The sequence below is a fragment of the Acrocarpospora corrugata genome (genome assembly GCF_009687845.1).
Taxonomy (GTDB): Bacteria; Actinomycetota; Actinomycetes; order Streptosporangiales; family Streptosporangiaceae; genus Acrocarpospora; species Acrocarpospora corrugata.
In genome coordinates this window covers 39,680-60,201 of the sequence record NZ_BLAD01000057.1, presented here as the reverse complement: position 1 = coordinate 60,201, position 20,522 = coordinate 39,680, and the positions used below count along the sequence as shown (strand labels likewise).

At 69.1% G+C, this 20,522-nt stretch carries 17 protein-coding genes; 7 read left to right on the top strand and 10 right to left on the bottom strand.

The window, feature by feature from the left end; translation table 11 throughout:
* Positions 1-17 precede the first annotated feature (17 nt).
* Positions 18-518: a beta-class carbonic anhydrase gene (locus Acor_RS21665; protein WP_155338535.1), complete on the top strand. Its 501-nt coding sequence runs from the start codon at positions 18-20 to the stop codon at positions 516-518.
* Here Acor_RS21665 and Acor_RS21660 read toward each other — a convergent pair.
* On the bottom strand, positions 515-2,581 hold the full coding sequence (locus Acor_RS21660; protein ID WP_218034407.1) for a DNA gyrase/topoisomerase IV subunit B: 2,067 nt from the start codon (positions 2,579-2,581) through the stop codon (positions 515-517). The genes Acor_RS21665 and Acor_RS21660 overlap by 4 nt on opposite strands.
* A 250-nt stretch (positions 2,582-2,831) precedes the next feature.
* Here Acor_RS21660 and Acor_RS44550 point away from each other — a divergent pair, with 250 nt between their 5' ends.
* Positions 2,832-3,062, top strand: a complete 231-nt coding sequence (locus Acor_RS44550) for a DUF7455 domain-containing protein (RefSeq protein ID WP_155338533.1) — start codon at positions 2,832-2,834, stop codon at positions 3,060-3,062.
* Positions 3,063-3,116: 54 nt separating this feature from the next.
* Here Acor_RS44550 and Acor_RS21650 read toward each other — a convergent pair whose 3' ends face one another.
* A complete protein-coding gene (locus Acor_RS21650) occupies positions 3,117-3,854 on the bottom strand; it encodes a GNAT family N-acetyltransferase (protein ID WP_155338532.1) in 738 nt (245 codons plus the stop codon).
* A gap of 53 nt (positions 3,855-3,907) precedes the next feature.
* Here Acor_RS21650 and Acor_RS21645 point away from each other — a divergent pair, with 53 nt between their 5' ends.
* Positions 3,908-4,657: a YaaA family protein gene (locus tag Acor_RS21645; protein WP_155338531.1), complete on the top strand. Its 750-nt coding sequence runs from the start codon at positions 3,908-3,910 to the stop codon at positions 4,655-4,657.
* Here the strand turns inward: Acor_RS21645 and Acor_RS21640 are convergent.
* The 4 genes from Acor_RS21640 to Acor_RS21625 all read right to left on the bottom strand — a co-directional run bounded on the left by Acor_RS21640 (position 4,647) and on the right by Acor_RS21625 (position 10,438).
* A complete protein-coding gene (locus Acor_RS21640) occupies positions 4,647-5,546 on the bottom strand; it encodes a hypothetical protein (RefSeq protein WP_246238919.1) in 900 nt (299 codons plus the stop codon). The genes Acor_RS21645 and Acor_RS21640 overlap by 11 nt on opposite strands.
* A gap of 199 nt (positions 5,547-5,745) precedes the next feature.
* Complete coding sequence (locus Acor_RS21635) at positions 5,746-7,380, bottom strand: RNA polymerase sigma factor (RefSeq protein ID WP_246238918.1); 1,635 nt, start codon at positions 7,378-7,380, stop codon at positions 5,746-5,748.
* 218 nt (positions 7,381-7,598) lie between these two features.
* Entirely contained in the window at positions 7,599-9,692 is a 2,094-nt protein-coding gene (locus tag Acor_RS21630) for a SpoIIE family protein phosphatase (RefSeq protein ID WP_155338528.1), read from the bottom strand.
* 182 nt (positions 9,693-9,874) lie between these two features.
* On the bottom strand, positions 9,875-10,438 hold the full coding sequence (locus Acor_RS21625; protein ID WP_155338527.1) for an HhH-GPD-type base excision DNA repair protein: 564 nt from the start codon (positions 10,436-10,438) through the stop codon (positions 9,875-9,877).
* 729 nt (positions 10,439-11,167) lie between these two features.
* Here Acor_RS21625 and Acor_RS21620 point away from each other — a divergent pair.
* The 4 genes from Acor_RS21620 to Acor_RS21605 all read left to right on the top strand — a co-directional run bounded on the left by Acor_RS21620 (position 11,168) and on the right by Acor_RS21605 (position 14,958).
* On the top strand, positions 11,168-12,667 hold the full coding sequence (locus Acor_RS21620) for a hypothetical protein (RefSeq protein ID WP_155338588.1): 1,500 nt from the start codon (positions 11,168-11,170) through the stop codon (positions 12,665-12,667).
* A 70-nt stretch (positions 12,668-12,737) separates the two neighbouring features.
* Positions 12,738-13,496, top strand: a complete 759-nt coding sequence (locus tag Acor_RS21615; RefSeq protein WP_155338526.1) for a LamB/YcsF family protein — start codon at positions 12,738-12,740, stop codon at positions 13,494-13,496.
* Positions 13,493-14,116, top strand: coding sequence for a 5-oxoprolinase subunit B family protein (locus Acor_RS21610; RefSeq protein WP_155338525.1), 624 nt, complete (start codon positions 13,493-13,495; stop codon positions 14,114-14,116). The genes Acor_RS21615 and Acor_RS21610 overlap by 4 nt, the downstream gene beginning before the upstream one ends.
* Positions 14,113-14,958 (top strand): 5-oxoprolinase subunit C family protein, encoded by an 846-nt coding sequence (locus Acor_RS21605; protein ID WP_155338524.1) that lies wholly within the window; start codon positions 14,113-14,115, stop codon positions 14,956-14,958. Before Acor_RS21610 ends, Acor_RS21605 begins: the two co-directional genes overlap by 4 nt.
* Positions 14,959-14,974: 16 nt before the next feature.
* Here the strand turns inward: Acor_RS21605 and Acor_RS21600 are convergent, their stop codons facing one another.
* The 4 genes from Acor_RS21600 to Acor_RS21585 are packed head-to-tail and all read right to left on the bottom strand — an operon-like array spanning position 14,975 to position 20,485.
* On the bottom strand, positions 14,975-16,669 hold the full coding sequence (locus Acor_RS21600) for an ABC transporter family substrate-binding protein (protein WP_155338523.1): 1,695 nt from the start codon (positions 16,667-16,669) through the stop codon (positions 14,975-14,977).
* On the bottom strand, positions 16,666-18,564 hold the full coding sequence (locus Acor_RS21595) for an ABC transporter ATP-binding protein (RefSeq protein WP_155338522.1): 1,899 nt from the start codon (positions 18,562-18,564) through the stop codon (positions 16,666-16,668). The genes Acor_RS21600 and Acor_RS21595 overlap by 4 nt, the downstream gene beginning before the upstream one ends.
* Positions 18,561-19,520 carry an ABC transporter permease gene (locus Acor_RS21590; RefSeq protein ID WP_155338521.1) on the bottom strand — a complete coding sequence of 320 codons (960 nt, stop codon included), beginning with the start codon at positions 19,518-19,520 and terminating at the stop codon, positions 18,561-18,563. The genes Acor_RS21595 and Acor_RS21590 overlap by 4 nt, the downstream gene beginning before the upstream one ends.
* Positions 19,517-20,485 carry an ABC transporter permease gene (locus Acor_RS21585; RefSeq protein ID WP_155338520.1) on the bottom strand — a complete coding sequence of 323 codons (969 nt, stop codon included), beginning with the start codon at positions 20,483-20,485 and terminating at the stop codon, positions 19,517-19,519. The genes Acor_RS21590 and Acor_RS21585 overlap by 4 nt, the downstream gene beginning before the upstream one ends.
* Positions 20,486-20,522: the final 37 nt, after the last annotated feature.

Sequence of the window (20,522 nt, the reverse complement as noted above, 5' to 3'; positions counted from 1 at the left end):
AAGGGAATATCGGAGTCATGACCGGAGCCTTCGATGACCTGCTAGCCGCCAACGCCGAGTTCGCGAGCACCTTCACCGGATCCGCGCTGACCGGCCGGGCCGCCCGCGGCCTGGCCGTCGTGACCTGCATGGATTCGAGAATCGACCCGCTCGGTCTGCTCGGGCTGGAACCCGGCGACGCCAAGATCCTGCGCAACGCGGGCGCCCGGGTGACCGACGACGTGCTGCGCACGCTGGTGCTGGCCGTATTCCTGCTCGGCGTCACCCGGGTGCTGGTCATGCCGCACACCGACTGCGGCATGGCGAAGGTCACCGACGAGGACGTGCACGCGCTGGCCCGCGCCCACGACGTGGACACCCGCAGCCTGGAGTTCCGGACCGTGCCGGATCAGGACGCGGCGCTCCGGCACGACCTGATGCGGATCAAGGCCAGCCCGTTCCTCATCGAGGAGCTGGCCATCGGCGGCGCGATCTACGACGTGCACACCGGCAAACTGCGGGCGATCCAGCTGCCCTAGGCGTCGATGTGGTCGCGGTCGACCTCGGCCGCGCTGCTCACGATGAACTCGCGGCGGGGGGCGACGTCGCTGCCCATCAGCAGGTCGAAGATGCGCTCCCCGGCCTCGACGTCCTCGATCCTGACCCGGCGTAGCACCCGGTGGCGCGGATCCATGGTCGTCTCGGCCAGCTGGTCGGCGTCCATCTCGCCCAGGCCCTTGTAGCGCTGCGGGGGCTCCTTCCAGCGCTTGCCCTTCTTGCGCAGCCCTTCGAGCACCTTGTGCAGCTCGGCGTCGGAGTAGCAGTAGACATACTTCTCCTGGCCGCGGCCGGGATTGGTGAGCTCGACCCGGTGCAGCGGAGGCACGGCCGCGAAGACCCGCCCGGCCTCGACCATCGGCCGCATGTAGCGGTGGAACAGGGTCAGCAGCAGGCACCGGATGTGCGCGCCGTCGACGTCGGCGTCGGCCATCAGGATGATCTTGCCGTACCGCGCGGCCTCCAGGTCGAAGGAGCGGCCGGAGCCCGCGCCGACGACCTGGATGATCGCGGCGCATTCGGCGTTCTTGAGCATGTCGCTCACCGACGCCTTCTGCACGTTCAGGATCTTGCCGCGGATCGGCAGCAGCGCCTGGAACTCCGAATCCCGGGCCAGCTTGGCCGTGCCCAGCGCGGAGTCTCCCTCGACGATGAACAGCTCGCTGCGGTCCACGTCGTCGCTGCGGCAGTCGACCAGCTTGGCCGGCAGCGCGGAGTTCTCCAGCACGCTCTTGCGCCGCTGGTTGTCCCGGTGCTCGCGGGCCGCGATGCGCGCCTTGGCCGCCGCGACGATCTTCTCCAGCACCGAACGCACGGCCAGCTTCTGGGCCCGCTTCGGGCTGGCGAACAGCTCCTTCAACTCCCGGGAGACCACGTGCGCCACGATCCTGGTGGCCGCCGAGGTGCCGAGCACCTCCTTGGTCTGGCCCTCGAACTGCGGCTCGGGCACCCGCACGGTCACCACGGCCGTCAGGCCTTCGAGGATGTCCTCCTTGGTGACCGGGTCGTCCCCGTTCTTGAGCAGCCGCGTCTCCCTGAGCTGCTCGTTCACCGTGCGTGCCAGGGCCCGGTCGAACCCGGCCACATGGGTGCCGCCCTTGGGGGTGGCGATCACGTTCACGAACGACCGCACGGTCGTGTCATAGCCCTTGCCCCAGCGCACCGCGACGTCCACGGTCAGCTCACGCTCGACGTCGGTCGGGGTCATGTGGCCCTGCTCGTCCAGGACCGGCACGGTCTCTCTGAAGTGCCCGACGCCCTGCAGCCGTAACACCTCGCAGAGCGCCTCGTCCCTGGCCAGGAACTCGGTGAACTCGGAGATCCCGCCGTCGAAGTGGAAGGTCTCCTCGGTCACCTCCTCGGTACGGCTGTCGCGCACCATCAACGTCAGCCCCGGCACCAGGAAGGCGGTCTGCCGGAGCCGGACGTGGATCTCGTCCAGCGACACCTCGGCCTCGGGCAGGAAGATCTGGTGGTCCACCCACCAGCGCACCCGGGTCCCGGTGATCTTCTTGGTCAGCCGCCCGCCGTCACGCAGGCCCGACTTCTTCCGGAATTTGGCGGTCGGCCCGTCGCCCTCGAACACGCCGGGCACGCCCCGGCGGAAGCTGATCTCGTGCACCCGCCCGTCCCGGTCGACCTCGACGTCCAGCCGCGAGGAGAGCGCGTTCACCACCGAGGCGCCGACTCCGTGCAGGCCACCGGACGCGCCGTAGGACCCGCCGCCGAACTTCCCGCCGGCGTGCAGCTTGGTGTAGACGAGTTCGACTCCGGGGAGCCCGCTCTTGGGCTCGACGTCCACGGGGATGCCGCGGCCGTTGTCGCGGACCTCGATGGAGCCGTCCGCGTAGAGCTCGACCTCGATGCGATCGCAGTAGCCGGCCAGGGCCTCGTCGACCCCGTTGTCCACGATCTCCCAGAGGCAGTGCATCAGCCCCCGGCTGTCGGTGGACCCGATGTACATGCCAGGACGCTTGCGGACGGCCTCAAGCCCTTCCAGCACCGAAAGGTGACGAGCCGTGTAACCCGTCTCCGCTACCGTCACACCAGCTCCCACACTCACGAGTCGAACACGCGTACGCAGCTTAGCGTGCGTCGCGAAACCCCGACTACATAGCTTGCCAGGGATGCGGCGATCCACGTTACCTGGCGTGTGATCCGCGTCACTTTTCGGAACATTCCGCTCTCGGCGTAGCCAGGGGGTGATTGGGAACGCCCTCATCGGGTTAGATGTTGTCCCAAGTGACTGTGACGCCAACATCCCCGCTCAGGCGGGGTGACCCGAAAGGCGATACGTGACTGGAGCTCTCGCCCCCGCTAAGCCGCTGACCGCTCTGGACCGGTGTGACCGGTGTGGCGCTCAGGCCTATATTCGAGCGACGCTGCAGGTAGGTGCGGAACTTCTGTTCTGTGCCCACCATGGGCGTCAGCACGTGGCCGTTCTGCGCGACAAAGGTGCCGAGATCCAGGACGAGTCAGCTCGACTCTCTGAAACCCCTGCGACGGCGATGGCCGACGAACGTTGATCATACGCAACGGCGCGACCGGGTTCACACCCGTTCGCGCCGTTGCCCATATCTTCAGGGGTTCACTCGGTAGTGGTACCGGCCTGAGATCACGAATCCGGATCGTTCATACATGGCCCGCGCCGCGGCGTTGGCCTGGGTGACGACCAGATAGGCCCGCCGCGCGCCGTGCTCGTGGCCCCATCCCAGTAACCCGTTCAGTACGGTCGTTCCGTTGCCTTTACGGCGCGCGGGCGGCCGTACTGCCATGCAGTAGATCCCCAGCCAGTCGCCCTGCCGGACGCCTCGCCCGACGGCGTCCGGCCCGGCGGCGGCGTAGCCCGCCGGGACGCCGGTCAGGATGCGCTCGGCCCAGTCCCGGGCGTCGGGGATACCGGGGTGCCGCCCGCCGTCGACCTCCCACCAGGTGGTCAGCCAGTCCGGCGAGGGCCGCGAAGCGATCTGTATCGGGGCGGCCGGGGCGGTCTCCCCCGTCATGATGAAAGTCGGGTCGACGACGCGGTAGCCGCGGCGCTCCAGTTCGGCGTCCAGGCCCTGCTCCGCTCCCGGGCCTATCGAGAACACGCACGGGCGTCCGCGCTCGCGATAGAAGCGCTCAGCCGCGTCCACGCGGTCCCAGGAGCCGGTGCCGCTGAGCGGAAGCACGGAATTGGCCCGTTTTGTCACTCCGGCGGCGTAGCGGAAGATCCAGGACCCGGCCCGGACCTGCTCGGGCGCGGGCCAGGCCTGATGGATCAGGTGGTCGAAATCCTGGGGAGAGCTTTCCCCGCCGGAGGTTTCAAAGTCTCGCATTCCGGGACAATAGCCCCTCCGGCCTGCGGGTTCGCGGGCGGTAGGGTGAGCGCGTGCTGATCCTGCTGCCGCCCTCAGAAGGCAAGTCCACGGCCAGGCGCGGCGCCGCGCTCGACCTGGCCGGTCTCAGCTTCCCCGAGCTGACCTGCCATCGGGAGAAGGTGCTCGACGCGCTGGTGGAGCTGTGTCACACCCCGGCGGCGCGGCAGGTCCTGGAGCTGACCGACGGGCTGGCCGGGGAGATCACGAAGAACCGGGGGCTGCGGACGGCGCCCACGCTGACGGCGGCGAAGCTCTACTCCGGGGTGCTCTACGACCATCTCGGCCTGACCACCCTGGCGCCCGCGGCCCGGCGCAGGGCCCATCAGCGCGTCGTCGTCATGTCCGGGCTGTGGGGGGCGCTCCGGCTGACCGATCGGGTTCCGCCGTACCGGCTGTCGATGGGGGTCAGGCTGCCGCCGATGGGCGGGCTCGCCGCGTTCTGGCGGCCGGCGCTGGGCCCGATCCTGGACGCCGAGCCGGGTCTGGTGGTGGACCTGCGCTCGGCGACGTACGGGGCGGCCTGGAAACCGCGGCGGGAGGCGCAGGCGCGCGTGGTCGCGGTGCGGGTGCTGCAGGAATTGGCGGGGAAAAGAACCGTGGTCAGCCACATGGCGAAAGCGACGCGCGGTGCGGTCGCGCGGTCGCTGGTCGAGAACACCAAAGCTCCGGCCACGCCGGAGCAATTCGCCCACATCCTGACCAGACTCGGCTACACCGCCGAACTCCACCCGGGACGTCTCGACGTCATCATCAGTGCGTGATCACATTCAGTTTGCCGCAGGCCCGCTGAAACTGGCTTTCCGGATCCCCCAGATGCGACCAGGGCACCCGGCTGTACCGCCCGCTGGTCCGCAGCAGGTGACCCCGCGCGGGCCGGCGGAGATCGGCGAGGTAGAAAGCCGCGCCGAACGCGTTGTGCGCCTCGATCGAACGCGGATGCGGCGGCCCGATCCGGCGCTCCGACCACTGCCCGGCCACCGAAACGATCTCCCGCTGCACCTCGAAGGGAAACCAGCCACCGCGCGACATCGGCGTGCGCTCCGCCACCACATTCTCGAAATGCGCCAGCGGCACCAGCGCCGGTAGCGGACTGCCCTCCGGCGCCCTGTTCGCAGTAGTCCTGGCGAATTCGAACATCTCGTGCGCGGTGCCGCCCCAGCCCGGCGAAAGCGTCACCAGCCTGGCCACATTCGCCGAATACAGCGTCGGCCACCGCCGCGAACACTCGAACCACACCGAATCCTTGTCGGCCCTGGGCCGCTCAAGCCCCAGCGCCAGCCACAACATCGACTCCCACGGCACCGGGTCGTTCGGCGCCAGCCCCGCCGCCGTCAGCAGCGGCTGCCTGGCCAACTCCATCGCCGCATGAAAAGCCTCAAGCCGATGCGCCTGTACGGCTCTCGCCTTGACCTCCGGTTTTATCTCCCAGGCCTCCTCTATTCTGGTCCGCCCCAGCCACAACCACAGATCGGCATTGGTCTGGTCTCTGACGATGAGGCTCTCGATGCCCCGGCTCATTCCCACGGCCGCGCGGGAGAGCGCCTCCACCCGGAGCGCCCGCACTTCGGGATCGGCCCGGGACGCGGCGAGCGCGGGCAAGCCAGCTTCGAGATTTCTACGATGGACGGCGGTCACCGTCTCATCGAGCATGATGTCCGCCCAAGGGCGGTCCGGGATCACTCGTGGCCCCCGAGCACGTGCCCGATCCACTTCGATAACTCCCACGGGGCGGAGCCTAGGCCCCTCCCGTGCTACTGGCGCTAAAACCATGTTACGCACAAGTTAACGGCCCCACTTTCGCAAAATCCAAAAGTGAGGCCGCTAATTGTTTCGCGCAGAAATTCCGGTTTTAGTCCAGGTAATCCCGCAGCACCTGGGAACGCGACGGGTGCCGGAGCTTCGACATGGTCTTGGACTCGATCTGGCGGATCCGCTCCCGGGTCACGCCGTAGACCTTGCCGATCTCGTCCAGCGTCTTCGGCTGGCCGTCGGTGAGACCGAACCGCATCGACACGACACCGGCTTCGCGCTCGGACAAGGTGTCCAGAACGCTGTGCAGCTGCTCCTGGAGCAGCGTGAAGCTGACGGCGTCGGCCGGGACGATGGCCTCGGAGTCCTCGATCAGGTCGCCGAACTCACTGTCGCCCTCCTCACCGAGGGGGGTGTGCAGGGAGATCGGCTCGCGACCGTACTTCTGGACCTCGATGACCTTCTCGGGGGTCATGTCCAGTTCGCGGGCCAGCTCCTCCGGCGTGGGCTCGCGGCCCAGGTCCTGCAGCATCTGCCGCTGGACGCGGGCCAGCTTGTTGATCACTTCGACCATGTGCACCGGGATGCGGATGGTCCGCGCCTGGTCTGCCATGGCCCTCGTGATCGCCTGCCGAATCCACCAGGTGGCATACGTCGAGAACTTGTAGCCCTTGGTGTAGTCGAACTTCTCCACGGCGCGGATCAGGCCGAGGTTGCCCTCCTGGATCAGGTCCAGGAACAGCATGCCGCGCCCGGTGTAGCGCTTGGCCAGCGAGACCACCAGGCGGAGGTTGGCCTCCAGCAGGTGGTTCTTGGCACGGCGGCCGTCCTCGGCGATCCACTCCAGCTCGGCGCGGACGTCCACCGGCAGCTGCTCGCCGTCGGTGCCGAGCTGCTCCTCGGCGAACAGGCCGGCCTCGATGCGCTTGGCGAGCTCGACCTCCTGCTCGGCGTTGAGCAGCGGGACCTTGCCGATCTGCTTGAGGTAGTCCTTGACCGGGTCGGCGGTGGCGCCGGCCGCGGCCACCTGGGCCACGGGCGCGTCGTCATCGTCGTCGGTGAGGATCAGAACTTCTTCCTCGACCTTGGCGACGACCTCCGGCTTCGGCTCCTCCTCGACCTCGGCGTCCGGCTCCGCCTCGACCTCGATCTCGACATCCTCGATCTCGAGGTCGAGGTCCTCGATCTCGACATCCTCGATCTCGATGTCGTCTTCGTCGTCGGCCAGGTCGGCCGACTTCGGCTTGGTCTCGGACTTGGCGCCCGCCGGAGCCGCGGCCGCCGACGAGGCGGCGGGCTCGGCCTTCGGCTTGGCCGGGACCGCCTTCTTGGCGGGAGCGGCCTTCTTGCTCACCGGCTTCTTCGCCGCGGTCGGAGCGTCGGACACCGGATCGTTCACCACAGCGGTGACGGTCTCCGGGTGTGACTCCTTGGCCGCGGCGGCCTTGGTGGTGGTCTTCTTTACGGGCGCGGCCTTGGCGCGGCTCTTCGCCGGGCCCTTGGCCTTCTTGGGCGCTGCGGAGTCCTCAGCCGTGAGCCTCACGATGATGCCCTCTTTGCTGAGGCTACGCAGGATTCCGGCGACTTGCGGAAGTGGAATATCCGCTTCCTCGACGGCCCGGCGGACATCCTCAGATTCGAGGAAACCCTGCGAGCGCCCACGCTCGAGGAGCTGCTGAATCACTGGCTCGTTCAGCTCCGACGGCTTCGAGCGAGTCGAACTTGCAGGCGACACGAACACCTCTCGAACGAACGCATGGCGAGAATGGACCCAGGTGGTTGCTTCTTTTCCGATGGCGAGGCCGCGCGGACCGCGACATGCCATTCTGGCACGCCACGACAGCCCGTACGGCCACCTCCGGCCGGTTGCTCTCCACCCTAGGCCGACCGAGACAGTAGTGCGTACGGAAGTCGGTCACCGATACCCGAAAGCAACCGTTATGACTGTTTCATTCAGTCACTCTTCGTGGTGGCGGGAACGTGAACTGCGAGCACGGTCACGTCGTCATCCTGCTCATACCCGGACAACATCCTGTCCACCAGGAAATCCAGCAACATATGCGGACTTGTCACAACTTCTTCTGGCGCTTCGGCCACCACGCTCACAAGTTCCCTGAGTCCGGCATCGAGACCGCGCTTGCGGTTCTCCACCAGACCGTCGGAATAGAGCACCGCCGTGTGCCCTGGCGGCACCGCGAAGCGGAACTGCTTGCGGCTGGTCGCCCAGCCCAGCGGCGTGCCGGGCTCGGTCTCGTACAGGATCGCCGTGCCCTGCGGCGAGACCAGCAGGGGCGGCGGGTGACCGGCCAGCGCCAGCGTGCCCTCTCCGGTGCCGGGCTCGACCACCATGTAGGCCAGGGTGGTGACCTGCTCTTCCTCCTCGGTGGCCTCGAACACCCGGTCCAGGCCGGTGAGGACCGCCGCGGGCGGCGGATTGGTGAGTGCCAGGGCGCGCATGGCGTTGCGGATCCGGCCCATCCCGGCCGCCGCCTTGACGCCCTTGCCCATCACGTCGCCGACCACGGCCGCGACCCGCCCGTCCTGCAGGACGAACGCGTCGTACCAGTCGCCGCCGACCTGCACGTGCCGGGAGCCGGACCGGAACCGCTGGGCCAGCACCAGGCCGCGGACCACCGGCAGCCGGTCGGGCAGCAGGCTGCGCTGGAGCGTCTCGGCGGTCTTGTGCTCGCGCTCGAACAGGGTGGCCCGCTCCACGGCCAGGGCGCACTGCCCGGCCAGCGCCTCCAGGAAGACGCCGTCCTCCTGGGAGATCTTCTGCGGCCGGGTGAAGGAGAACCGGAGCGCTCCCAAGGCGCGGCCAGCCGCCAGCAGGGGCAGGCCCACCCAGGCCCGCTCCTCGGTGTGCGACAGGAAGCCGTTGATCTGGGCCAGCTCGCCGCCCGCGTCGGTGAGCTGGGTGCGCAGGCTGTCCGGCGACTCGGCGAAGACCGGGCGGCGGCTGTTCACGGCCATGGTCATCACGCTGGACCTGGACAGCAGGATGTCCTCGCCTGGCGCGCTCGGCACGTCCGGGATGCCACCGCTGTTGATCACCTTGAGGCTGGCGCGTTCCTGGTCCAGCAGGGCCACCGCCGAGTGGTCGGCGGCCAGTGCCGTCCGGCCCACGTCGATGATGACCTGGACGACCTGCTCCACGGTGAGCGCCTCGGCCAGCATGGCCGTGGCGCCCTGGAGGCGGGCGGTGCGCAGCGCGGCGGCGCCGAGCTGGTCGGTGAGGCGGCCGCGCATCTCTTCGGCCTCGCGCTGCGGCGTGACGTCGGAGTTGGCGCCGACCCACTCCACCACCCGGCCGTGCCGGATGATCGGGACGGCCCTGACCTCGAAGTGCCGGTAACCGCTGGCCCGGGTGCGGACCCGGTAGCTCCACTCGAACATGGTCCGGCCGCGCAGCGCCTCCCGCCAGGCCTCCTCGGCGGCGGGCCGGTCGTCCGGGTGGACCGCGTCCAGCCAGCCGTGCGCGAGGTACTCCTCCAGGCCCTGGCCGGTGATGGCGCGCCACTGCGGCGCGTCCTCGATCACGGCGCCGCTGGGCGAGGTGATCCAGACCAGCTGCTGCTGGGACTCCACCAGCGAGCGGTAACGCTCCTCGCTGCGGCGCAGGTCCTCCTCGGTGAGCTGGCGCTCGGTCACGTCCACGCCGAACAGGGCGGCGCCGATCGAGGCGCCCTCCTCGTCGTGCATGGGGAAGAAGGCGACCGTCCAGTGCCGGGTGTCGCCGTTCTCCGCGCGGGTCCTGAGCCTCTGGTCGGTGACCGGAAGGCCCTCGTCCGCGATCCTGCGCAGCGCGGAGTCGATCAACGTGGTCAGATCCGCGGAGAGCAGATCGGCGGGGTGGCGATCAAGATGCCGCTCGACAGCGAGCCCGGTCAGCTCGGTAAAGGTTGAGTTGACACGGACGAACCGACCAGACGGGTCGAAAAACGCGAAGGCGAACGGCGCCTCCGACATAAGGCCCCGAAAGAGGCCCGTGTCTGAGATGTCCAAACCCGACTCCCGGGGACGGGGCACGGAGGTTTCGGCGCTCATGGTCGGCACCTCCGTCGCGTGCCAGGGTCTCCCACGAGGCACATCTCCATAACTGTGTTGAGTAGCGCAGGTCTGCCCTACATCATCGGCGATGGGCATGCGCGGACGGAAGCCCCGCCCGGCATGCGGTCAACGCATCCTGTCAAAAAAGCGCCACCTCGCGCAGCAAGATCTGAGGACGACTACTTGCCGGCCCTCTTCGCTTCCTGCTTCGTCTCGCGCACTTTCGCCAGGCTGTCGGGGTCGACCACGTCGGCCACCGACCGGTGCACCCCCTCCTCGCCGTACGGCCCGGCCGCCTCGCGCCAGCCCCGGGGACGGACCCCGAGCTGCTTGCCCAGTAAAGCCAGGAAGATCTGTGCCTTCTGTTTGCCGAACCCGGGCAGCGCCAGCAGGCGGCGCAACAGCTCGGCGCCGTCGTCGACATCGGTCCAGATCCCGTCGGCGGAGCCATCGTAGTGCTCGACCAGATAGGCCGCCAGCAGTTGGATCCGACCGGCCATCGCGCGCGGATAGCGATGCACCGCGGGCTTGGCGGCCAGCAGGGCCTCGAACTCGGACGGATCATAGGAAGCGATCGCGGCGGCGTCCAGATCCCGGCCCATCCGGTCCGCGATCGTGTACGGCCCCGCGAACGCCCACTCCATCGGAACCTGCTGGTCAAGCAGCATGCCGAGGAGCAACGCCAGCGGGCTGCGGCCGAGCAGCTCGTCGGCGTCCGGCTGCTGGGCGAGCTGGATACGCATGGGTCCAGCTTCGCACGCGGGGGCCCGCCGGGGAGCGAGGACAGCCGATCGAGGGGAAAGATCACCCTTAATCCGGTCAGAACCAGACCACAATTAGGCTTGACACCAGCGCGGAAAGTTATGGAATGAGAGACGCACGACCCCCCATATCGTTGATGACAGCGCCCGTGCGAAGTTTCGGACATCTTCGGAAATCGAGAGCCTGTCGGCATTGAGCCCCAGCCAGCGAGGAGTGCATCCGTCCATGCCTGTTCTCGCCACACGTAGTCCCAACAATCACAATATTCCCGACAAAACCGGAATATCCGGCATAACGGTCGGGCCGGACCCTCGGCTCACCCAGCCGGTCAGTGCCGTGCTCGCGGCCGAATTCGCCGCCGTACCCGGCCCGACCGTGGAGCGATGTGTCGCAGATGTGTGGGCTTGTGCGGAACACCTCGGGGTTGCGGTGACACCAGCTATTATCGAAAGGATCGCTCGCGAGCACCTCCTCGCGATGATCAACTCTGCCCCGCCGAGCAGCAGATAACGGGGTAGTCACCAGCCCGCGTTCCGGATGCCGTTTCCCGCCATAATGCGAGAAGGTAGAGGCGTGAGTGTGCGGAGCGAGCGAGCCGACTGGCACGGCAGTCGTGACGCGGGGAACGACGGGCGGACCGAGGAGCCCCCGTGAGTCGAAGACGGCGACGAGATGCCCGTGAGAACCCGCCCGACGACGTATTCCAGGAGATGCTGCTGGCGGCGCGCGAACTGCTCGCCGTAAGGAGCCCGCTGGACGCCGAGCTCATGGTGTCCGACATGCTCGGCGCCTGGTGGGGGAAGCGGCTGCGCGGCGGGGACGTCGAGCAGATCCTCGGCGAAGGGCTCGTCGACTACGCCGCCAAGACCGGCACCCCGGCCGCGCTCACCCTGCTGATCTCGGTCGCCTATCTGGGCACCGCCCGGCAGGCGGCCAAGGCCGAGGGCGCGGCGCTCGCCCTGATGGAGTCCGACGTGGCCCGGCCGGGCTGGGCCGAGCGGGTCGGCGCGGTCAAGCCCTCGGGCTGCTTCGTGTCGCGCGACATCTACGGCGACCAGGACACCGTGGTGTGCACCTTCGCGTACAACGGCGAGGACACCCACGCGCTGGTCATGGTCGTCGACTACAACATGCGCGGGATGGCCCGGGACGCCTGGGTCTCCACCCAGGTCGACAAACTGCTGGAGCAGGCCGGCCTGGAGGCGGCCGGCAACCCGATGCTGCGCTTCGAGGAGATCGAGCCGCAGCAGGCCCGGGCGCTGCTGGAGTTCGCGATGAAGGCGACCAAGGAGACCTACGACCGGAAAGCCCCCAAGCTGGTCAGCGACAGCTACAGCGCCTACCACGCGTTCGCGCGGTCCCGGATCAAGGCGTTACCGCCCGGGCGCAAACGCCCCGCGCCGCCGCACAGCGAGGCTCCCTACAACCGGGAGCGGCGGGCCATGCTGGCGGCCGAGTTCCTCGGCTCCGACGCGGCCGAGAACCTGTCCGACCCGTCGGCGGCCTCCCGCTGCGCCGACCACATCATCGACTACGGCTGCGACCAGGACTTCGGCCGCCCCCGGCGGGTGAGCCCGACCAAGTGCGAGACCTTCCTGCTCGACTGGCTGCCGCGCAAGGTCATGCTGACCCCCGCCGAGCAGGACGCGATGCCGCACGTGCTGGCCGCCTGGGTGCGCTTCGCCGGTTACCGCATCGGCCTGTCCGAGCACGCGGTACGGGCGACGCTCGACGCGGTCTGGGAAGCCACCAGCCGTTTCACCGAGGCCTACCGCGACCCGACCACCTTCGGGCTGGACCGGTCGCTGGTCGAACGCCTGCTCCCGGACGGCGACCTGTCCGCGCTGGCCCGGCGGGCGTTCGTGTTCCCGATGCTGCAGGGCAAGCACGGCGACATCGACCTGGACGCGCTGAACCCGGCCGACGAGGCGGACCGGCGCATCCTGCTGGAGATCGACCACGCGGGCGAGTTCGACCGGCCGGACTTCGCCGAGCATCTGGCCTGGCATCAGGAGATCGCCGGACGGCTCTGGAACGGGGATCCGCCGCAGATGTGGGAGGCGGCCCAGCGCCTGATCGACCTGGGTCACGACCGGCACGACGTCCTGCACGTGCTCATCGAGATCGCCGAGCGGATCGGCGACCACCCCGACGAGCTCGCCGCCGCCCTGGACGACATCGCCGATATCCCGGACGAACCTCCGGTCTGACCCGGCCGACGTGGCAAAGCCTGGGGAGTTCCTGAGGGCGGTGAGCTCCCGTGACGGGCATGATGTGACGATGATCGATCTCAACGCCGACCTGGGCGAAGGGTTCGGCGTCTGGAGACTCGGCGACGACACGGCCCTGCTGGACCTCGTGACCAGCGCGAACGTCGCCTGTGGCTTCCACGCCGGCGATCCGCTCACCATCCGCGCCACGTGCGAGGCCGCCGTCGCCCGGGGTGTCGCGATCGGCGCCCAGGTCTCCTACCGTGACCTGGCCGGGTTCGGCCGCCGCGAGATGGACGTCCCGCCCCGCGAGCTCCGCGCCGAGATCCTCTACCAGCTGGCGGCCGTCGACGGCATCGCCCGTACGGTCGGCGGCCGGGTCTCCTACGTCAAACCGCACGGCGCCCTCTACAACCGCGCCGTCCACGACGTCGAGCAGGCCGAAGCGCTGCTGCAGGCGGTCGCCGAATACCCCGCGTCGGCGCCCCTCCCGGTGCTCACCCTGTCCAATTCGGTGATCCATGACATAGCGGCCCGCTATGGGACCCCCACGATCATCGAGTTCTTCGCCGACCGCGCCTACACCCCCTACGGCACCCTCGCCTCGCGCCGCGAAGCCGGTTCGGTCCTGCACGACCCGGCCGAGGTGGCCGCCCGAGCCGTCCGGATGGCGACCCACGGCACCGTCCTGACCACGACTGGCAGCGAACTCCAGCTGGCGGCGCGTTCCTTCTGCGTGCACGGCGACACTCCCAACGCGGTGGCTCTCGCGCAGGCGGTGCGGACCGCGTTGACGGACGCGGGGACGACCATCGGCCGGTTCGCATGACCGGGATCCTGCGGCGGATGGGCGAGCACGCCCTGCTGATCGAGACGGGGGCGCTGGCGGAGTCGCATCGGCTCGACGCGGAATTGCGCAGACTCGGGATCAAGGGCGTCGAGGAGATCGTCCCGGGGCCGGAAAGCGTGCTGGTGGTGGTTTCCGGCGGGGACCTTGAGGTCATCTGGGAGCAAGTCGAGCTGATGGTCGGCGAAAAGGGCACGCCGGGTCAGGCCACCGGGTGGGAGCCGGCGGAGGTCGTCGTCGAGGTCGAGTACGACGGAGCGGACCTGACGGCTGTCGCCGAACTGACCGGGTTGGGGGTCGATGAGGTGATCGCCCGGCACAGCGGGTCGTCGTTCGTGGTCGGGTGGCTGGGGTTCGCGCCGGGGTTCGCCTATCTGGTGGGGCTTGACCCGGTTCTGGCGGTGCCTCGGCTGGAGGTGCCGAGGACTTCGGTTCCGGCCGGCTCGGTGGCGATCGCGGGCGGCTATTCGGCGATATATCCGGCGGCTTCGCCGGGTGGCTGGCGGCTGCTGGGGCGCACCACGACTCGGGTCTGGGATGTCGAGGCCGATCCGCCGTCGTTGTTACAGCCGGGCACCCGGGTTCGGATGGTGCCGGCATGATTGAAGTTGTGGAGCCGGGGCCCTACGCGACCGTCCAGGATCTCGGGCGGCCGGGGTACGCGCATCTGGGCGTGCCTCGCTCCGGGGCGGCCGACCTGCGGAGCGCGGCCCTGGGCAACCGGCTGGTCGGGAATCCGGAATCCGCGGCCCTGGTGGAGCTCACTTTTGGCGGGGCGGTCCTCCGGTTCAGCCGGGGAGTGTGGATCGCGGTCACCGGCGCCTGCTGTCCCGTCGAGGTCCAAGGGCGGGAAGTGGGCATGTCGGGGCCGGTTTGGGTGCCGGCGAACGGCGAGTTGCGGGTGGGGATGCCGTCCACCGGGTTGCGGACCTATGTCGCGGTCCGCGGCGGCATCGAGGCCGAACGGGTTCTCGGGAGCTGTTCCACCGATTCGCTCTCGGGCCTGGGGCCCCGGCCCCTTCGGCGGGGGACGAAGCTGCCTCTCGGCAAGGGCTGCGGGACCCTGTCGGTCGATCTCGCGCCGGTCGCCCCGTTGCAGAGCCAGCCGGTCATCGGGGTACTCAGGGGTCCGCGGGACGACTGGTTCGTCCCGAACGCCCTCCACGACCTGTGCGCCGAGCCGTACGAGGTGAGTTCGGACAGCAACCGGGTCGGCGCCCGGCTGGTGGGGCGGCGGCTGGCCCGGAGCCGCCAGGGGGAACTGCCGAGTGAGGGCATGGTGGCGGGCGCGATCCAGGTCCCGCCGAATGGCCAGCCGATCGTCTTCCTGGCCGACCATCCGCCCACGGGCGGCTATCCGGTCATCGGGGTCGTCAGGTCATCGGACCTGCCGACCGTCGCCCAGTGCCGCCCCGGGACCCGGATCCGCTTCCGCCTCACTTAGGACCTACGAGAGTCCGCTACGAGGGGTTCTGGACGAAGCCGATGTCGGCGTAGTCCAGATCCCGGAAGCCCCGCGCGCCGATGTTGGCCAGGTTCGCGCGCACCGCGACGTTCTGCGGGCGCTGGTAGAGGGTGAGCACGTTGACCTGCTGCCAGACCATCCGATCGGCGGCGTTCAGATGCGCCCTGGCGTGGACCGGATCGAGTTCCGCGCCGGCCTGGCGGAGCATGGTGTCGATCTCACGACTGCCGCTGCGCCCGAGATTGGCGTTCCACAGGATGTCGTCCCCCGGACCGCTGACCCCGTTCGCATAGGTCCCATAGCTGGACGAAACCGGAAACGGCGTACCCACATAAGAAAAAGGTGCGATGTCGTAGTTGCCGGGGATGATGTATTTGGTGAAGAAGTCGCCGCTCGGCACGGTCTGCAGGTTGATCCGGACGCCCAGTGGTCGCAGCATCGCCTGGACGATCTCCCCCTCGGACTTCGCCAGCTGCAGGCCGGACGGGATGACGAACCGGACCGCGAGTTCCTTCCCGTTGCGGGTCCTGAACAGGCCGGTCTTCTTCCAGCCCGCCTCGTCCAGCAGCCGGGACGCCCGCGCCGGATCCGGCTTGCTGAGCGCGCCCGCGTTCGCCTGATACCCCTCCTGGCTGTTCATCAGGAAGTGGTTGTCCAGCAGCGTCGCCGGCCAGTTCAGCCCCTGCAGGTCGGACTGGGCGAGCACCTTCCGATCCACGCCGAGCGCGATCGCCTGCCGGACCCGCAGGTCGGACAGGACCGGGCTCTCCCCGTTGAAGGTGAGATGCCGGAAGTCGGGCGCGGCGGCCTGGCGGACGACGCCGCCCTGGGTGGTCCGGGCGCGCGCGTAGTCCGGCGCCGAAGGACCGATGTCGAACACGTCAAGTTCCCCGTTGGCGAACGCCCCGATCCTGGCGTCGGACTCAAGCCCCCGGAAGATGATCTTGTCGAGCTTGGCCTTGTCCCCCCACCAGACGGTGTCCCTGGCGATCGTCACCGTCTTGGCCGTGTGGTCGAAGGCGGCGAACTTGAACGGGCCCGCCGTAATCGGGATCCGGCTCGTCCAGGCGCTGTTGAACGCCTCCGGCGTGACGTTGGCCGAGGCCGGGTAGAGCGGCGAGAACAGTGACTGCCAGTCCCCGAACGGCCGGGCGAAGGTCACCACCACCTGGTGATCGTCCTGGCCCTTCACGACGCCGGCGATGTCCTGGTAGCCGGTGACCGACGCCACCTGGTAGCCGGTGTTGACCCCCCGCATCGCCCGCCACTGCGCGATGTAGTCCAGATAGGTGATCGGCTTCCCGTCCGACCACTTCGCCTTCGGATTCAACGTGTACGTGACGACCTGCCGCGGCGCGCTGGCCGTGACCCGGGCCGCGAGCACGTAGTTGGGATCGACGCTGATGTTCGCCCGCTCGTCCGACCGGAAGGCGTGCGGCATCAACGCGTCCATCACGGTCTTCACGTCCGCGTGGTTCCCGTCGATGTGGTGCTGATTCCACTGGGTGGGATATTCCGTCAGCCCCCACCGCAGCGTCCCGCCCTCACTCACCCGATCCCGCGCCACAGGATTGATGTCGTACGCCTTGACCGGGGACGCCGACCGCGCCGTCTCCGTCGGCGAGGCCCCGCAGGCCGACACCGCCAGCAGCAGGCCCGGCAGCACTGCCCCGATCCATCGTGCTTTCAACCTATTCCTCCAGAAGAGTGGTGACAGGCGGCCCCATCCGCCGCGCCAAGCTCGGGCTCCTCGCTCACGCACCGGGACCCCAGCACGCTGGGCAACCCCGGATATAGGGGACAACGGGTTCGAAACCGGCAGCCGGAGGGCGGGCCGGCCGGCCGAAGCAGATGATCTCCGGGCGGATCGCCGCTGAGCAGCAGCCGCGACCGCGCCCGTTCCCGCACCGGATCGGGCACCGGAACCGCCGCGAGCAGAGCCCGCGTGTACGGGTGCCGTGGCTCCGCGAAAACATCCTCAACCGGGCCGATCTCCACGATCCGCCCCGAGTACATGACCGCGACCCGATCCGCGATCCTGCGCACGACCGCCAGATCGTGCGCCACGAACAGATACGAGAGCCCCAGCCGGGCTTTCAGCTCCAGCAGCAGCTCCACCACCTCGGCCCGGATCGACACGTCCAGCGCCGACACCGGCTCGTCGAGCACGAGCAGCCGGGGCTCCAGCGCCAGCGCCCTGGCGATGGCGATCCGCTGCCGCTGCCCCCCGGAGAAGTCCTGCGGATACCGCGCGGCGTGCTCCGCCTCCAACCCGACCAGCCGGAGCAGCCCACCCACCCGATCGATCGGCAGCCCGTGCGCGCGCAGCGGCTCGGCGACGATGTCGTGCACGGTCATCCGGGGGTCCAGCGACGCCATCGGATCCTGGAACACCACCTGCAGGTCCCGGCGCAGCCCCAGCCGCTCCCGCCCGGACAGCCCCGCCGTGTCCCGCCCGAACACCACGACCCTCCCGCCCTGCGGCGCCCCCAGCGCGAGGATCTCCATCAACAGGGTGGTCTTCCCACACCCCGACTCCCCGACCAGCCCAAGCGTCTCCCCCGCCCGGACATCAAAACTGACCCGATCCACCACCCACCCACCACGCCCATACCTCTTCACCAGCCCCTCAACCTCAAGCACCGCCCTACCGCCCCGCCGAACGGCACCCCAGCCGACCTGAACAGGCGGGGCAGAGCGAGCCTCGCCGGAGTGGGCGGGGACGGGCGGGGTGGAGCGAGCGTCGCCGGGGTGAGCGGGGGCGGGCTGCGGAGGCAGAACCGGCCGCCCGGAATAGCCGGAGCGGGCGGGATGATCGTGGATTCGTGGCACGGCGTCGAGCAGGGTTCGGGTGAATGGGGAGCGTGGCCGGTAGAAGAGGTCGTCCACGGTTGCGGTCTCGACCACCTGGCCGGAGCGCATCACCAGGACTCGATCGGCGATGCCCGCCACCACGCCGATGTCGTGGGTGACGAGGACTACGGCGGCCCCGGTCTCCCTGCGGGCGGTTCTGAGCACGTCCAGGATCTGGGCCTGGACGGTGACGTCGAGCGCGGTGGTCGGTTCGTCGCAGATGAGCACGTCGGGGTCGTTGGCGATAGCCATCGCGATCATCACGCGCTGGCGCATGCCCCCGGAGAACTCGTGCGGGAAGGCCCGCGCCCGGCGAGCCGGGTCGGGGATGCCCACCAGGTCGAGCAGTTCGACGGCACGCAGCCGGGCAGCCTTGCTGGAGACGCGCTGGTGCACTCGAACGGCCTCGGCGACCTGGTCGCCGACCCGATGCACCGGCGTCAGCCCGGCGAGCGGGTCCTGGAAGACCATGGCCATCGACTTGCCGCGCAGTGCCGTGAGTTCCTTCTCCTGCGCGCCGAGCAGCTCGCGCCCGTGCAGCCGCACCGACCCGCTCACCACCGCGCGGGGCGGCAGTAGCCCCAGCACGGCCAGGACGCTCACCGATTTCCCCGACCCGGACTCCCCGACGATCCCGAGGACCTCTCCGCGCGCGACCTCGAATCCGACCCCCTGGACGGCCTGCGTCTCCCCGAACCGCACCGCCAGATCGCGCACTTCCAGCACCGTCACCGCCGCCCCCTGTTCGAGGTGGGGTCGAAGGCGTCCCGCAGCGCGTCGCCGATCAGATTGACCGCGAGGATCAGCAGCACGAGCAACCCCGCCGCGAACCAGAACGTCCACGGCGCGTAGACCGCCGTCCTGGCCCCGTCCGCGATCAGCCCGCCGAGGGACACATCAGGCGCCTGAACCCCGAACCCGAAATAGGACAGCGAGGTCTCGGTCAGAATGGCCGCGCTCACGTTCACCGTCGCGTCGACGATCAGCAGCGACGCCATGTTCGGAATCACATGCCGAAAAATGATCTTGTAGCCCGGCACCCCCATGAACTGGGCCGCCCGCACGTACTCGCGCTCCCTGATCGAGATGGTCATCCCCCGGACCACCTTCGAGGTGACCATCCACATGAACGCCGCCAGCAGAACCACCAGCGCCAGCCAGGCCCCCTGCCCGAGCGCGGGCGACAGAACAGCGATCACCAGGAAGGCCGGCAGCACCAGCAGCAGATCCGTGACCCACCCGAGAACCCAGTCGGTCCACCCCAGGTAGTACCCGGCGAACGCCCCCACCACCGCCGCGACCGCCGTGGACACCACCGCGACCAGCAGCCCGATCAGCAGTGACTTCTGCATCCCCCGCAACGTCAGCGCGAACACGTCACCACCGGTCTGCGTGGTCCCGAACCAATGCGCCCCCGTCGGCTCCTGCAGAAACGCCAGGAAGTCCTTGTCCAGGTATGACCACGGCACCAGCACCGGCCCCACGAAAGCCAGCAGAAACAGCCCCAGAAGCAACAGCCCCCCGAACCGCCCTCCCCACGACCCCGCGAACCGCCCGAACACGATCCGCCACCGCGACGGAACAACCGAACCAACCGAAGCCCCGGCGACCGGCCTGGCGAGCGCGGTCCCCGCGGCGGCCCCCGGGCCCACCTGACCGCGCGGGCCGGTGACCTCCTCTGACGTCATACCGTCCTCACCCGCGGATCGAGTACGGCATGCAGGAGGTCAGCGACGACGGCGGCCACCAGCAGAGCCAGCGCGGCCAGAAAGCTGATCGCCGCGACCGTGTTCACGTCGTTCGTCCGGATGGAGGAGACCAGCTGATGCCCCAGCCCGTACCACCCGAAGATGGTCTCGGTGATCGTGGTCCCGACGAGCAGCGCGCCGAAGGTGAAGGCGAAGTAGGTGACCACCGGAATCAGGGCGACGCGCAGGGCGTGCCGGCCGTAGGCGGCGCGGCGGCTGAGGCCCTTGGCGCGGGCGGTGCGGACGAAGTCGGCGCCGAGGACGTCGAGCAGGATGTTGCGCTGGTAGCGGCTGAAGACGGCGGCCATGCCGAGCGCCAGGGTCATGGTGGGCAGCACGAGATGCTGCACGCGATCGAGAAGCGAGTCGACACCGGGAGTGACCTCACCGCTGACCAGGAAGACCTTCACCCCGGTCAGGTCGTTGAACCAGACGGCGCCGATGATCAGCATGTTGGCCAGGACCACGGTGGGCACGGCCAGCACGCCGAACGAGGCCACGGTCGAAAGCCGATCGAACCACCCGTACTGCCCCACGGCCGCGCACGCCCCCACGGCGACTCCGGCCACCGCGCCGATCACGAGCCCGGCCACGACCAGCCGCAGCGTCACCCCGGCCCGGCGGCCGAGATCCTCGTTCACGGACGAACCATTCCAGGCCCGCCCGAAATCCCCCTGCAAAACCCCTTCGGCCCACGTCACATAACGGGCGGCCAGCGGCTCCTTGTCGTTCAGGTTGTAGGCCGCGAGCTGTGCGTCGACCACCGAATCCGGCGGGCGCGGCGTGCGCTCCGCGTAGTTGGCGCGCGGGTTCAGCGCGGCGGCGGCCAGCAGGTAGGCCATGCTGGTGGCGACGGCCACCAGCACCACATACCCGATCAGCCGCCAGGCCAGAAACCCCGCCACCGGATCGCCTCCCGCCACCGGAAAACAACAGTCCGCA

Coding starts and splice junctions, on each gene's coding strand:
- Acor_RS21665 (WP_155338535.1), top strand. CDS start 18: ATGACCGGAGCCTTCGATGACCTGCTAGCCGCCAACGCCGAGTTCGCG.
- Acor_RS21650 (WP_155338532.1), bottom strand. CDS start 3,854: ATGCGAGACTTTGAAACCTCCGGCGGGGAAAGCTCTCCCCAGGATTTC.
- Acor_RS21640 (WP_246238919.1), bottom strand. CDS start 5,546: ATGCTCGATGAGACGGTGACCGCCGTCCATCGTAGAAATCTCGAAGCT.
- Acor_RS21630 (WP_155338528.1), bottom strand. CDS start 9,692: ATGAGCGCCGAAACCTCCGTGCCCCGTCCCCGGGAGTCGGGTTTGGAC.
- Acor_RS21625 (WP_155338527.1), bottom strand. CDS start 10,438: ATGCGTATCCAGCTCGCCCAGCAGCCGGACGCCGACGAGCTGCTCGGC.
- Acor_RS21620 (WP_155338588.1), top strand. CDS start 11,168: ATGCTGCTGGCGGCGCGCGAACTGCTCGCCGTAAGGAGCCCGCTGGAC.
- Acor_RS21615 (WP_155338526.1), top strand. CDS start 12,738: ATGATCGATCTCAACGCCGACCTGGGCGAAGGGTTCGGCGTCTGGAGA.
- Acor_RS21610 (WP_155338525.1), top strand. CDS start 13,493: ATGACCGGGATCCTGCGGCGGATGGGCGAGCACGCCCTGCTGATCGAG.
- Acor_RS21605 (WP_155338524.1), top strand. CDS start 14,113: ATGATTGAAGTTGTGGAGCCGGGGCCCTACGCGACCGTCCAGGATCTC.
- Acor_RS21590 (WP_155338521.1), bottom strand. CDS start 19,520: ATGACGTCAGAGGAGGTCACCGGCCCGCGCGGTCAGGTGGGCCCGGGG.